Annotated in this window: 12 protein-coding genes; 4 read left to right on the top strand and 8 right to left on the bottom strand. The window is 71.4% G+C overall.

Going from position 1 to position 13,140, the window contains the following annotated elements; genetic code table 11:
* Positions 1–62 precede the first annotated feature (62 nt).
* The 3 genes from pfkB to C1J00_RS25490 all read right to left on the bottom strand — a co-directional run bounded on the left by pfkB (position 63) and on the right by C1J00_RS25490 (position 3,558).
* Positions 63–1,010, bottom strand: a complete 948-nt coding sequence (gene pfkB / locus C1J00_RS25500; protein ID WP_102911385.1) for a 1-phosphofructokinase — start codon at positions 1,008–1,010, stop codon at positions 63–65.
* Complete coding sequence (locus C1J00_RS25495) at positions 1,007–1,768, bottom strand: DeoR/GlpR family DNA-binding transcription regulator (RefSeq protein ID WP_102911384.1); 762 nt, start codon at positions 1,766–1,768, stop codon at positions 1,007–1,009. Before C1J00_RS25495 ends, pfkB begins: the two co-directional genes overlap by 4 nt.
* A gap of 272 nt (positions 1,769–2,040) precedes the next feature.
* On the bottom strand, positions 2,041–3,558 hold the full coding sequence (locus C1J00_RS25490; RefSeq protein ID WP_102911383.1) for an MFS transporter: 1,518 nt from the start codon (positions 3,556–3,558) through the stop codon (positions 2,041–2,043).
* 62 nt (positions 3,559–3,620) lie between these two features.
* On the opposite strand from C1J00_RS25490, the gene C1J00_RS25485 reads away from it, so the two are divergent.
* A complete protein-coding gene (locus tag C1J00_RS25485; RefSeq protein ID WP_102911388.1) occupies positions 3,621–4,604 on the top strand; it encodes a helix-turn-helix transcriptional regulator in 984 nt (327 codons plus the stop codon).
* Positions 4,605–4,613: 9 nt separating this feature from the next.
* Here C1J00_RS25485 and C1J00_RS25480 read toward each other — a convergent pair whose 3' ends face one another.
* Together C1J00_RS25480 and C1J00_RS25475 are read right to left on the bottom strand one after the other, a co-directional pair.
* Positions 4,614–5,351 carry a TetR/AcrR family transcriptional regulator gene (locus C1J00_RS25480; protein WP_245936497.1) on the bottom strand — a complete coding sequence of 246 codons (738 nt, stop codon included), beginning with the start codon at positions 5,349–5,351 and terminating at the stop codon, positions 4,614–4,616.
* 433 nt (positions 5,352–5,784) lie between these two features.
* Positions 5,785–6,783, bottom strand: a complete 999-nt coding sequence (locus C1J00_RS25475) for a sigma-70 family RNA polymerase sigma factor (protein ID WP_102911381.1) — start codon at positions 6,781–6,783, stop codon at positions 5,785–5,787.
* 194 nt (positions 6,784–6,977) lie between these two features.
* Here C1J00_RS25475 and C1J00_RS25470 point away from each other — a divergent pair, with 194 nt between their 5' ends.
* Complete coding sequence (locus C1J00_RS25470) at positions 6,978–7,496, top strand: GNAT family N-acetyltransferase (protein WP_102911380.1); 519 nt, start codon at positions 6,978–6,980, stop codon at positions 7,494–7,496.
* A gap of 158 nt (positions 7,497–7,654) precedes the next feature.
* Here C1J00_RS25470 and C1J00_RS25465 read toward each other — a convergent pair whose 3' ends face one another.
* Entirely contained in the window at positions 7,655–8,440 is a 786-nt protein-coding gene (locus C1J00_RS25465) for a dioxygenase family protein (protein ID WP_102911379.1), read from the bottom strand.
* Between the two features lie 89 nt (positions 8,441–8,529).
* Between C1J00_RS25465 and C1J00_RS25460 the strand changes: the two genes are divergently transcribed.
* Positions 8,530–9,057, top strand: coding sequence for a MarR family winged helix-turn-helix transcriptional regulator (locus C1J00_RS25460; protein ID WP_102911378.1), 528 nt, complete (start codon positions 8,530–8,532; stop codon positions 9,055–9,057).
* Between the two features lie 92 nt (positions 9,058–9,149).
* Here C1J00_RS25460 and C1J00_RS25455 read toward each other — a convergent pair whose 3' ends face one another.
* Both C1J00_RS25455 and C1J00_RS25450 read right to left on the bottom strand, forming a co-directional pair.
* A complete protein-coding gene (locus tag C1J00_RS25455; protein WP_102911377.1) occupies positions 9,150–10,691 on the bottom strand; it encodes an MFS transporter in 1,542 nt (513 codons plus the stop codon).
* A 252-nt stretch (positions 10,692–10,943) separates the two neighbouring features.
* Positions 10,944–11,588 carry a TetR/AcrR family transcriptional regulator gene (locus C1J00_RS25450; protein WP_102911387.1) on the bottom strand — a complete coding sequence of 215 codons (645 nt, stop codon included), beginning with the start codon at positions 11,586–11,588 and terminating at the stop codon, positions 10,944–10,946.
* A 372-nt stretch (positions 11,589–11,960) separates the two neighbouring features.
* Here C1J00_RS25450 and C1J00_RS25445 point away from each other — a divergent pair.
* A partial coding sequence (locus tag C1J00_RS25445) for a M6 family metalloprotease domain-containing protein (protein WP_245936496.1) occupies positions 11,961–13,140 on the top strand: 1,180 nt, incomplete at its 3' end.

The raw sequence follows: 13,140 nt of genomic DNA, 5'->3' as shown, positions 1-13,140 counted from the left end.
GCCCGCGGGTAACGGGGAGGGGGCCCGCCGCTCGTGCCTCGGTCCGCGCTGCTCGTCGTAGGTCATGACACCGGCTCCTTCAGCACGCGGTCCGCCGGGACCTCGGCCGTGACCGTCACCGCCGCCGGGTCCAGGTCGCTCGGTGTCGGCATGACGCTGCCGGGGAGCTGGACGGCCGCCGCGCCGTGGGCGACCGCCGAGGCGAGGGCATCGGGGCCGTTGCCGCCGGCGATCAGGAAGCCGGCGAGGGAGGAGTCGCCGGCGCCCACGTTGCTGCGGACCGCGGCCACCCGGGCGCTGCCGAACCAGGCGCCCTCGTGGGAGACGAGCAGTTGTCCGTCGGCGCCGAGGCTCGCGAGGACGGCCCGGGCGCCCATCTCGCGCAGTTCCTCGGCGGCCTTGACGGCGTCGCCGACGGTGGTCAGGGGGCGGCCGACGGCCTCCGCGAGTTCCTCGGCGTTGGGCTTGACCACGTCCGGCCGCTCACGCAGGGCGGCGAGCAGCGCGGGCCCGGAGGTGTCCAGGGCGATCCGGGCACCGGCGGCGTGCGCGCGGGCGACCAGTTCGGCGTACCAGGAGGGGGCGAGTCCGCGCGGCAGGCTGCCGCAGCAGGCGATCCAGGAGGCGTCGCGGGACTGCCGGCGCACGGTCTCCAGGAGCAGTTCCCGCTCGGCGCCGGAGAGTTCGGGGCCGGGCGCGTTGATCTTCGTCAGGACGCCGTCGGACTCGGCGAGGGCGATGTTGGAGCGGGTGGCCCCGGCGACCGGGACGGGCGCGACCTCGATGCCCTGCTGGTCGAGCAGGTCGGCGACGAGGGCGCCCGGGGCGCCGCCCAGGGGCAGGACCGCCACCGTGCGCTGCCCCGCCGCGGCGACGGCGCGCGAGACGTTCACGCCCTTGCCGCCCGGGTCCATCCGCTCTCCGGTGGCTCGGATGACCTCGCCACGGTCGAGGGACGGCACCTCGTAGGTGCGGTCCAGGGACGGATTGGGGGTGACGGTGAGGATCATGCGCGCACTACTTCCGTGCCGCCGCGCTCGATCGCGACGGCGTCTTCGGGGCTCAGCCCGCTGTCGGTGATCAGCAGGTCCACATCGCTCAGGTCGCCGAAGCGGGCGAAGTGCTCCTGGCCGTGCTTGGAGGAGTCGGCGAGCAGCACCACACGGCGGGCGGCGGCCACGGCCGCGCGCTTGACCGCGGCCTCGGCGAGGTCGGGGGTGGTCAGACCGTGTTCGGCGGAGAAGCCGTTGGCGGCCACGAACAGCACGTCGGCGCGGATCTCGCCGTACGCCCTGAGCGCCCAGGCGTCCACGGCGGCGCGCGTACGGTGCCGTACGCGCCCTCCGATGAGGTGGAGCTGGATGCCGGGGTGGTCGGCGAGGCGGGCGGCGATGGGGAGGCTGTGCGTGACGACGGTAAGGGAGGCCTCCAGCGGGAGGGCGGCGGCCATCCGGGCCACCGTCGTCCCGGCGTCGAGGATGACCGTGCCCGCACCGGGCAGTTCCGCGAGGGCCGCCTTGGCGATGCCGTCCTTCTCGTCGGCGGCGGTCGTCTCGCGCTCGGCGAGGTCCGGCTCGAAGTCGAGGCGCCCGGCCGGGATGGCCCCGCCGTGCACCCGGCGGACGAGACCCGCGCGGTCGAGGGCCTTCAGGTCCCGGCGGATCGTCTCCGCCGTCACCTGGAACTCCTCGGCCAGCGACACGACATCCACTCGGCCGCCGTCACGGGCGAGCCGGAGGATCTCCTGCTGCCGCTCCGGTGCGTACATGTCCGTTCGCCTCCACCTCATGCCCGAACGTGTGGTTTCCGCGGGAGGCTACGCCGAGTTTTCCGCAAAGTAAACAGGTTCGGACCCAATCGGGCATGAGCAGAAACCGGGAGCAGCAGTGTGGGTGGACATCGGGGGGAGACCCGTGGGCGGCCATCTGGAGCAGCATCGCGGGCGGACATCGGGGGCAGCACTGCGCGCGGACATCGGGCGGAACGCGAACGGGAACGCGAACGGGCCCGGCATCGAGGTGCCGGGCCCGTTTCCCGCGGTCAGACCAGCGCGGGGCCGCGAGCAGGTTCCTTCTCCCCCACCGGCACCTGCTCGCCCTCCACGTGCTGCGCGGGGCGCTTCGGCAACGCGAACATCAGCAGGAAGATGACGCCCATCACCGCGGCGACCCAGCCGAGCGCGTTCTGGAAGGCGTCCGCGTAGGCCGGTCCGGTCTGCTCCGGCCGCAGGTGCTCGGAGATCGTGCCGAAGAACACCACCGACACCAGGCCGAGCCCCAGCGCGTTCCCCATCTGCTGCACGGTGTTGAGCAGCCCCGACGCCGAACCGGCGTGCTCGCGCGGCACCTCCGAGAGGATCGCGTCGGTCAGCGGAGCGACGATCAGCCCCATGCCCACGCCCATCACGACGAGCGGGAGGGCCATCTGCCAGGGCGCTATGGCGAGACCGTAGTGCCCGGCCTCCCACATGTAGAGCAGCACTCCGGCCGCCATCACCAGCGCGCCCGCCTGGAGCACCCTGCGCCCGAAGCGCGGGACCAGCTTCTGCACCGACATCCCGGCCGCCACCGACACGGCGATCGAGAACGGCACTCCGGTCAGCCCGGCCTTCAGCGGGCTCCAGCCCAGCCCGAACTGCATGTACAGCGTCCACACCAGGAAGAACACACCGAGCGCCACACCGAAGACGGTCTGCACGGCGATCCCGGCCGCGAAGCTCTTGACCTTGAACAGCGAGAGCTCGACCAGCGGGGAACCGTCCCGCGCGGTCTTGCGCCTCTCGTACGCCACCAGCACCGCGAGGACGACGAGCGACCCGGCCATCGAGACGTATCCCCACACCGGCCAGCCCAGCTCGCGGCCGCGAATGAGCGGGTAGAGCAGCATCAGCAGGCCCAGCGTCACGAGCGCGACACCCACCAGGTCCAGCTTCAGGGCGCGCGGCGCCTTGGACTCGCTGATGAAGCGGCTGCCGAGGATCAGGCCGACGACACCCACCGGCAGGTTGATCAGGAAGATCGACCGCCATTCCCAGCCGAACAGGTTCCACTCGGTCAGCAGCGCGCCCAGCAGCGGACCGGACACCGCCCCGAGACCGACGACCGCGCCGAACAGCCCGAACACCTTGCCCCGCTCGTGCGCCGGGAAGGTCGCGTGCACGATCGACAGCACCTGCGGCACCATCAGCGCCGCCATGCCGCCCTGCAGGAACCGCGAGGCGACCAGCATCTCCGGGTTCACCGCGAGACCGCAGAGCGCGGAGGCGACCGTGAACCCGCCGATGCCGACGAGGAAGACCCGCTTGCGGCCGTGGATGTCACCGAGCCGCCCTCCCGTGATCAGCCCGGCGGCGAAGGCGAGGGCGTAACCGGCGGTGATCCACTGGATCTGGCTGAAGGATGCGCCCGCCTCCCGCTGGATCGAGGGGATGGCGATGTTGACGATCGTCACGTCGACGAGGTCCATGAAGGCCGCGGTCATCACGATCGCGAGGGCGAACCAGCGCCGGCGGTCGGTCCCGCCGCCCGCCGTGCCGAGGGTGGTGTCGGTGGAGTTCATGGTGCGAAGTTAGAGCCCCAGTAGGTCAGAACATGTCCTACTGGTCCGGCATCCTCTTCGGTATGACGACGGACACTCCGGCCCGGCTGCTGACGCTCCTGTCCCTCCTCCAGACGCCCCGCGAATGGCCCGGCGGCGAGCTCTCCGAGCGGCTCGGGGTCTCCCGCCGCACGGTCCGGCGGGACATCGACCGGCTGCGCGAACTGGGCTACCCCGTGCAGGCGACCATGGGCGCCGACGGCGGCTACCGTCTGGTCGCCGGCAAGGCCATGCCGCCGCTCGTGCTCGACGACGAGGAGGCCGTGGCCATCGCGGTCGGGCTGCGCGCCGGGGCGGGACACGCGGTGGAGGGCCTGGACGAGGCCTCGGTGCGGGCGCTGGCCAAGCTGGAGCAGGTCCTGCCGGGCCGGCTGCGCCACCGCGTGACCACCCTCCAGGCCGCGACCACACCACTGACCAGCGGGGACGGGCCGAGCATCGCGCCCGAGACGCTGACCGTCATGGCCTCGACGGTGGCCGGCCACGAGCGGCTGCGGTTCGCCTACCGGGCCGCTGACGGCACCGAATCGCGGCGCCTGACGGAGCCGTACCGGCTGGTGTCGACGGGACGCCGCTGGTACCTCGTCGTGTACGACATCGACCGGGACGACTGGCGCACGTTCCGCGTCGACCGGGTCAGCGAGCCGTTCGCCACCGGGGCCCGGTTCGCACCGCGCGAACTGCCGACGGGGAGCGCGGCCGAGTACCTGCGGCGCTCGATGCAACGACAGCAGCGGTCCTACGACTTCGACGTCACGTTCTCCGCACCGGCCGAGTTCGTCGCCGCCCGGGTGCCCCACTGGCTGGGCACGCCCGAGCCGTTGGACGACGGCAGCTGCCGGCTGCGGGGGTCCGCCGGGGACGCGGTGCAGTGGGTGGCGTTCCGGCTGGCGATGCTGGAGTGCGACTTCGTGGTGCACGAGCCGGCAGAACTCGTAACGGCGCTAAGGGAGTTGGGGGCGCGGTTGAGCAGGGCGGCCGGCGCGCGGGACGCGGGCGGGGTGTGAGCCGTAGCGTCACGGCCCCCACGGGAAGTCCCGCAAAGCCCTGAGATTACGCAGGGCGAGCTCCGCCGGCCCGTCCGGACCCTCGACGGGCTCGTCGCCCGCGGCCCAGGCCTCCAGCGCGGCACGGACGGCGGCGCTCGCCACGGCGGCGGCGAAGCGCAGCTCAGGGGTGATCGCGGGTGGTTCGCCGGTGGCGGCAACGTTGTCGCCACCCCCACCCGGGGCGTCGGCGTCTCGGCCGGGCGCCCCGGCCTCTGCGGGCCCCCCTGGCCCGCCTGCACGTGTCACCCGTTGCGCCAGCACCTCCCCCAGCAGCCGCTCGGACGCCTGGCACACCTCCGCCCACACCCTGCGCAGGGACGGGGTCGCCTCTGCCAGGCGCAGGAGCGTGCGGACCCACTCCCAGGAGGACGCGGAGACGCCGACGCCCGGTGTCAGGGTGTGGCGCACTCCCTGCTCCAGGGCCCGGAGGACCCCGGCGTCGGCGGGGGCCGCGCGCACCGCCTCCACCCAGCGCTGGGAGCCGGCCGCGTAGAGCGGGGCGACGGCCTCCTCCTTGGTGGCGAAGTACCGGTAGAAGGTGCGCGGGGCGATGCCCGCGGCCTGGGCGATGTCCTCCGCGCGGGTGGCACGCAGGCCATGCCGCACGAAGAGGCCGGCCGCCGCCCGGGCGATCTCCATGCGCGTCTCTGCCTTCCGCCGCTCGGTCAGCGAGGGCGAAGGCGGGGTCGGGGTGGTACTGCTCACGCCCGGCAGGCTATGCCCATGTGACACAATCTGCCATCTGGCGGGCCACCCCGTGGTTCAGGTACGGGGTGCCCCGCCCCCCAGCGAGAGAGCCGGGCTCCGACGTCCGGGGGGAAGGACGCCGAAGCCCGGCCTCGGGGAATGTCCCGGCGCCGGGGGGAGTGCGACGGGACGTGGCTTTCGGGGGTCAGGGGGTGTGACCCGGGTCGAACTGGTGGACCCAGAAGTCTTGTTCCCTGAGTCCGCGGGTTGAAGCGGCGTTACATCGCCATGTTTGCGCGGTCTTTCGCCACCCGGCGTACGCGGTGCCCCCCGGGCGCACACGGTCCGTCACCCACTGGCCGCGGGGACGAGTCGTACGCCCGGACGCACACCGCAGTCACCGGTCGGGCCGCCGGCGAAGGGGTGTTGCCCCGCCGCGCGGACCGAGGCGTCACGCCGCCGCGTCGAACCCGGTACTGCGGGCCAGCTTCTTCAGCTCCAGCAGCGCGTGCTTCTCGATCTGGCGGATGCGCTCGCGGGTCAGGCCGTGCTCCTTGCCGACCTCGGTCAGCGTGCGCTCCCGGCCGTCCTCGATGCCGTAGCGCATCTTGATGATGGAGGCCGTGCGCTGGTCGAGCCGGCCGATCAGGTCGTCGAGCTCCTCGCTGCGCAGCAGGGTGAGGACCGACTGCTCGGGCGACACCGCCGAGGTGTCCTCCAGGAGGTCGCCGAACTGGGTCTCGCCCTCGTCGTCCACCGACATGTTCAGCGAGACCGGGTCACGGGCCCAGTCCAGGACGTCGGTGACGCGCTCCGGGTTCGAGCCGAGCTCGGCCGCGATCTCCGCGGGCTCCGGATCCCGGCCGTGCTCACGGTTGAACTCGCGCTGCACACGGCGGATCCGGCCGAGCTCCTCCACGAGGTGGACGGGCAGGCGGATCGTACGGGACTGGTCGGCTATCGACCGGGTGATGGCCTGGCGGATCCACCACGTGGCGTACGTGGAGAACTTGAAGCCCTTGCGGTAGTCGAACTTCTCGACCGCGCGCACCAGGCCGGCGTTGCCCTCCTGGATCAGGTCCAGCAGCGGCAGCCCGCTGCGGGGGTAGCGGCGGGCGACCGCGACGACCAGGCGCAGGTTGGAGCGGATGAAGACGTCCTTGGCCCGCTCGCTCGCGTCGACCAGGGCCTGCAGCTCCTCGGGCGAGGCCCCGGCCTTGTTCTCCTCCTGGCCGTCGAGGATCTGCTGTGCGAACACACCCGCTTCGATGATCTGCGACAGCTCGACCTCCTTGGCGGCGTCGAGCAGCGGTGTGCGCGCGATCTCGTCGAGGTACATGCCGACCAGGTCGCGGTCGGCGATCTCGCCGCCATGGGTGCGAACACTGCTTGCCGCGTCGGCCGTCTCGCCGGTGGCGGACTGACGACGGGCGACGGCACGGGTTGCCATGCGAGCTCCCTTGCGATGGTGAGGTCAGCGGGTGGTCCTTCGGACGCTGGACTCCGTCTTCCGGGACTCTCCGGACTCTCCTCGGGTGCCCTGCATCCGATGGAAACAACGACTGGAATCAGGACAGAATTCCCAACCCGTCCCCCGATTTTTCTGATCATGCAGTACCCTGTCCGGCCACATAGGGAGGCGCGGTGCGGTCGGAACGTACAGAGGTGCAGGTCAGGCCGGGGGTCGAGGGTGACCTCGAAGCCCTCACGGCCCTCTACAACCACTATGTTCATGAGACGCCGATCACATTCGATACCGCGATCTTCACTCCGGAGGAGCGCCGCCCTTGGCTGCTCTCCCACCCTGAAGACGGGCCGCACCGCCTGATGGTTGCCACGGAGCCCGACACACAGGAGAGCCTTGGCTACGCCACATCCAGCCCTTTCCGAATGAAGCCCGCCTATGCCACCTCGGTGGAGACGACCGTGTACGTGGCTCCGGGCGCCGGCCGGCGCGGCGTCGGCACGCTCCTCTACACGGCCCTCTTCGAGTCCCTGTCGGGCGAGGATCTGCACCGCGCCTACGCGGGCATCGCACTGCCGAACGAGGCGTCGGCCCGGCTGCACGAGCGCTTCGGCTTCCGGCACGTCGGCACGTACCGGGAGGTGGGCCGCAAGTTCGGCCGGTACTGGGACGTGGCCTGGCACGAGAAGCCGCTGTAGGAGCACCCTCGCGGCAGCCCGCCGGGGGTTCGCATGAGCGCCGGGAACACCCTTGCGGGCAGGCCCACCGGAGTCCGTTCACTGCAGGCACCCTCGCGGGCGGCCCATCTGGGCCCGTTCACAAGAACACCCTCGCGGGCACGCCCACCGGGCCCGTTTCAGCCGAACTGCACCGACCGCTTCGCCAGCCCCATCCAGAACCCGTCGATCACCGACTTCTGCGCGTCCAGCTCACCGGCCGCGTCGGCCGCGCCCATCGTCACAAAGAGCGGGGCGAAGTGCTCGGTGCGCGGGTGGGCCAGCTGCCCGGCGGGGGACTTGCGGGTGAAGTCGAGCAGGGCGTCCACGTCACGTGACTCCAGCGCCCGCCGGCCCCAGTCGTCGAACTCGGCCGACCAGGCGGGGGTGCCCGCCTGCCGCAGTGCGGCCAGGTTGTGGGTGAAGAAGCCGGAGCCGACGATGAGCACGCCCTCGTCCCGCAGGGGGGCGAGCTTGCGGCCGATCTCCATGAGCCGTACCGGGTCGAGCGTCGGCATGGAGACCTGGAGGACCGGGAGGTCGGCCTCCGGGTACATCTCGACCAGCGGCACGTACGCGCCGTGGTCGAGACCGCGGTCGGGGACGTCCTGGACGGGGATGCCGGGGGCGCGCAGCAGCTTGCGTACGGACTCCGCGAGCTCCGGTGCGCCCGGGGCGTCGTACTTCACCCGGTAGTAGTGCTCCGGGAAGCCCCAGAAGTCGTAGACGAGCGGGACGGTCTCGGTGGCGCCGAGGGCGAGCGGGGCCTCCTCCCAGTGGGCGGAGACGATCAGGACGGCCTTGGGGCGCGGCAGTCCGGCGGACCAGGCGGCCAGTTCACCGGGCCAGACAGGGTCGTCCGCCAGGGGCGGGGCGCCATGGCTGAGGTACAGAGCGGGCATGCGCTCCTGGGCGACGGTGGACATGCTGCGGCTCCTTCCAAAACGTGGTTCCCTACAAAACTGTACGGACCATTTGTTTAAAGTTCAAGGAGGAGCCGCGTAAAGTGGAACGTATGAAGGCACCCGCATCGACATCGGGCACAGCCCAGGCGCCCCAGGAACCGCGCTGGCTCACCGACGAGGAACAGCACGTCTGGCGTTCCTTCATGGAGGGCGTCACCCTCCTCGACGACCATCTCGACCGTCAGCTGCAGCGCGACGCGGGCATGCCGCACGTCTACTACGGCCTTCTGGTCAAGCTGGCCGAAGCGCCGCGGCGACGGCTGCGGATGACCGAGCTCGCGATGCTGGCGAAGATCACCCGGTCCCGGCTCTCGCACGCCATCGCGCGTCTGGAGAAGAACGGCTGGGTGCACCGGGAGGACTGCCCCGACGACAAGCGGGGCCAGTTCGCCGTCCTCACGGACGAGGGCTACGACGTGCTGCGACAGACCGCGCCGGGCCATGTGGAGGCCGTACGCCAGGCGGTCTTCGACCGGCTGACCCCACAACAGCAGAAGTCCCTCGGCGAGATCATGCGGATCGTCGCCGAGGGACTTCAGCCGGCCGAAGCGGGTGCGGACCTGCCCTGGCTCCGCTGACGCGGGAACCGGGCAGGTCCTGGATTCCGTAGGTGCGAGGCGTCCCCTTCCCCGCGCCTACGGATGGCCCGAAGGGGTTCGGTGCGCGGGTGTCAGTGGGCGACGACCGGAATCTGCACCTCGTCCGCCGCGCCCTCCTCGGAGGACGCCGCCGTCGTACCGCCCGGGCGGCCGGCGTTGACGAAGGTCATGGCGATCGCGGCGGCCACCACGAGGATGCCGACGGCGAACCAGATGGCACTGGTGTAGCCCTGCACCATGGCCTCCAGCTGAACCAGCTGCTGCTGGGACCGGCTGGTCGCGCCGGCGATGTGGTCGGCGACGTACGCCGTCGTCGCCGAGGCGGCGATGGTGTTCAGCAGGGCCGTGCCGATCGCGCCGCCCACCTGCTGCGAGGTGTTGACCATCGCGGAGGCGACACCGGAGTCCCGCGGCTCGACGCCCTGGGTGGCCAGCGACATGGCCGGCATGAACGCCGTACCCATGCCGAGACCGAGCAGCAGCATCGCCGGCAGCAGCAGAGCGGCGTACGAGGAGCCGATCTCCAGCTGGGTCAGCAGCAGCATGCCCAGCGCGGCGACCAGGAAGCCCGGGCCCATCAGCAGGCGCGGCGCGACCCGGGTCATCAGGCGGGTGCCGATCTGGGTGGAACCGGTGATCATGCCCACGATCATCGGCAGGAAGGCGAACCCGGTCTTGACCGGCGAGTAGCCCTTCACGATCTGCAGGTAGTAGGTGAGGAAGAGGAACAGGCCGAACATCGCGATGATCGCGAGACCGAGGGAGAGGTAGATCCCGCCGCGGTTGCGCTCGGTGATCACCCGCAGCGGCAGCAGCGGGGCCTTCACCTTGGACTCAACGAGCACGAAGGTCGCGAGCAGCACGGCCGAGGCGACGAACATGCCGACGGTGACGGAGTCGCTCCAGCCGTCGGACTCGGCGCGGGTGAAGCCGTAGACCAGGGCGACCAGGCCGAGGGTGGACAGGACCACACCGGGAAGGTCGAGCGGCGAGCGGTTGCGGCCGCCCTCCGGCTCACGGATGACGAAGTACGCACCGGCCGCGGCGACGATGGCGAACGGGATGTTCACGAAGAACGTCCAGCGCCAGTCCAGGTACTCGGTGAGGAAACCGCCGAGGATCAGACCGACCGCACCGCCACCACCGGCGATCGCGCCGTAGATGCCGAACGCCTTGGCACGCTCCTTGGCGTCCGTGAACATCACGGCCAGCAGGGAGAGCGCGGCGGGCGCGAGCAGGGCTCCGAAGACGCCCTGGAGGGCGCGGGCGCCGAACATCATCGCCTCGTTGGTGGCCGCGCCGCCGAGCGCGGAGGCCACGGCGAAACCGCCCAGACCGACGACGAAGGCCTTCTTGCGGCCCCACAGGTCCGCTATCCGGCCGCCGAACAGGAGCAGACCGCCGAAGGCGAGCGCGTAGGCCGTGACGACCCACTGCCGGTTGCCGTCGGAGATGCCCAGGTCCTGCTGGGCGGAGGGCAGGGCGATGTTCACGATGGTGGCGTCCAGGACGACCATCAGCTGGGCGAGCGCGATGAAGACGAGCGCTTTCCAGCGGCCGGCGTCCGGCTCTCCGGCCGGTGCGCCGAGGCTCTTCGAGGCTGTTTCAGACATGGGGATACCCACTTCGGGACTTCGTGATGGAAAAGGGTGACGAAAGGCACGGCTCGTGCGGGGACGGCCGCTGGGACTGTCGTTCAGGGTTCAGACCGGTGGGGCGGCCTGAAACTTAGGGCGGAAACGATCGGACGAGGCATCGGACGGAAGCGATCGGACGAGGCATCGGACTGGAGGCATGGACTGGGGCATCGGACTGGAGGTATGGACTGAGGCATCGGACTGGACGCATCGGACCGGACGGACGGGTCAGGGCCGGCGCAGGTCTTCCAGAGTCACGGCCGTGCCCGGGAGGGCGGAGCGGGCGGGAGCCCGCAGCCCGTCCAGGAACAGCTGAAGATGGCGGTGGACGAAGCGGTCGGCCCGGAAGCAGTCCGTGCCGGCCGGGGGCCGGCTGAGCTGGGCCACGGTGATCATGACGTCTCCGACGTCCACGTCGGACCGGAGCTGCCCGGCCTCCCTGGCGCGGTCCATGACCTCGGCGACCAGCCGTTCGACCCGTTCCCGCGCGGCCTCCAGATCCGGGTGGTGCTTGTCGAACGTGCTGGAGACCATCGGGCACAGCGCGCTGATCCGCTCGTCGGCGGCGGCGTGCACGAAGCGCTCCAGCGCCTCGAACGCGTCGCCGGTCTCGGTGAGCGCGGCCTCCGCGGCCGCGGCCGTACGGTCCATGACGGAGCAGACGACCTCGCGGACGAGCGCGTCACGGTCCGGGAAGTTGCGGTACACCGTGGCGTTGCCGACGCCGGCCCGGCGGGCGATCTCGTCGAGCGGCACCTCGGGGCCGTGCTCGACGAACATCTCCCGGGCGGCGGTGACGATCCGCTCCCGGTTGCGCAGGGCGTCGGCGCGGGGCCGGGGCACCTTGCGCGCTTCGGGGGTTGCGGTCTGCACGGCGTACTCCTGGTGAGTGAGGCGATCCGGGGACTGCATCCCCGTTTCGGTCGGACACATGGCTAAACGGGGAGTGGGTCCCCGGTATTTCCCGCTCCAGCGGAAATTGTTTGTGACCTGCCTCACAAGCACCTCCGTCCCTTACCGACGGGAAACCCACGATCGGTCTCTTCCAGCGCGCGTCCCCCCACCCCGCGACGCAGGGTGATCGCAAGAGTGCAGCCGGAGACCGGCGGCTGCCGTGGCGCGGGAGGTCCCTTGCAGGTCCCTTGCAGGCAGCCGCGGCCCCGGCGTCTCCGTCCGGACGGCACGGGGCCGGGCTGCGCGACCGGCCACCGGATACCCAGGCGCCGTCTGGCCGCCCTGGCCTGCGTGACCGCCCTGACCTTCACGGTCAGCACCTCGGCGGGCACGGGCCGACTCGCCCCGGGCGCCGGCACGGCGGGAGCAGGGCCCATCACCCTGTCCCACACCTCCGCACACGGCCCCTGCATGATCCGCGGCGCCCGCGAGGTCCAGATGTCCGAGGGCATCCCCACCTCCGCCGGCTACACCCGCTCCACCGGCACCGTCCGCGCCCTCACCCTCATGATCGACTTCTCCGACGCCCCCGGCGAGGGCGAGGCCCTGGACCGCTTCCACGAGTTCTTCCCGCAGACCCGGGACTGGTTCCGCACCAGCTCCTACGGCCGCCTCGACTACCGCCCCGAGACCCCGGTCCCGGGATGGCTGCGGATGCCGAAGTCGTTCCGCGACTACGGCATAGAGCGGGGGGCTCCGTTCGAGCCCGGCTACCGCGCCCTGGTCGAGGACCTGGTCGCCACGGCCGACCCGAAGGTGGACTTCGGCGAGTACGACCTGCTGAACGTCCTGGTCACTCCGAACGCCGGCCCCTCCGCCCTGGACACGGTCCTGTCCGTCACCTTCGCGGGCAACCCGGAGGCGCCCAGGGCCGACGGCATACCCGTGGCCAACGCCTCCTTCGTCTACTCCCGCCAGGACGACGGCTCCGGTTCCTACGGCCGCACCGGCTACCGCGTCCTCCCCCACGAGAACGGCCATGTCTTCGGCCTGCCCGACCTGTACACCGCGGAGGGCGGGGGGGCGGTCGGCCACTGGGACATCATGAGCGAGGACTGGGGGGCCAACAACGACTTCCTCGGCTGGCACAAATGGAAGCTGGGCTGGCTCGACGCCGCCCAGGTCCACTGCGCGGCGTCCCCCGGCACCACGGAGTACACCCTGACGCCCCTGGCCCTCGCCGGCGGCTCCAAGCTGGTCTTCGTCCCCCTGGACGGCAGAACCGGCTACGCCGTCGAACTGCGCACCCGCGCCGGCAACGACGAGGCGGTGTGCCGCCCGGGCGTCCTGATCTACCAGGTCGACGCGGAGGTGGACACGGGCATGGGCCCGGTCACCGTCGTCGACTCCCGCCGCGACAGCGGCGGCTGCACACGCGCGCCGAACGTCCACGCGGAACTGTCGGACGCGCCGTTCACACCCGGGGAGACGTTCCGTGACGTGGGGAGGGGGATCACGATCGAGGTGACGG

This window comes from Streptomyces cahuitamycinicus (genome assembly GCF_002891435.1).
GTDB lineage: Bacteria > Actinomycetota > Actinomycetes > Streptomycetales > Streptomycetaceae > Streptomyces > Streptomyces cahuitamycinicus.
The sequence above is the reverse complement of the archived record's forward strand: the minus strand, read 5'-3'. Positions and strand labels throughout refer to the sequence as shown.

What these genes read in the sequence shown, in the direction of transcription:
- C1J00_RS25475 (WP_102911381.1), bottom strand. Translation starts at nt 6,783, where the DNA reads ATGGCAACCCGTGCCGTCGCCCGTCGTCAGTCCGCCACCGGCGAGACG.
- C1J00_RS25490 (WP_102911383.1), bottom strand. Translation starts at nt 3,558, where the DNA reads ATGAACTCCACCGACACCACCCTCGGCACGGCGGGCGGCGGGACCGAC.
- C1J00_RS25455 (WP_102911377.1), bottom strand. Translation starts at nt 10,691, where the DNA reads ATGTCTGAAACAGCCTCGAAGAGCCTCGGCGCACCGGCCGGAGAGCCG.
- pfkB (WP_102911385.1), bottom strand. Translation starts at nt 1,010, where the DNA reads ATGATCCTCACCGTCACCCCCAATCCGTCCCTGGACCGCACCTACGAG.
- C1J00_RS25485 (WP_102911388.1), top strand. Translation starts at nt 3,621, where the DNA reads ATGACGACGGACACTCCGGCCCGGCTGCTGACGCTCCTGTCCCTCCTC.
- C1J00_RS25465 (WP_102911379.1), bottom strand. Translation starts at nt 8,440, where the DNA reads ATGTCCACCGTCGCCCAGGAGCGCATGCCCGCTCTGTACCTCAGCCAT.
- C1J00_RS25495 (WP_102911384.1), bottom strand. Translation starts at nt 1,768, where the DNA reads ATGTACGCACCGGAGCGGCAGCAGGAGATCCTCCGGCTCGCCCGTGAC.
- C1J00_RS25460 (WP_102911378.1), top strand. Translation starts at nt 8,530, where the DNA reads ATGAAGGCACCCGCATCGACATCGGGCACAGCCCAGGCGCCCCAGGAA.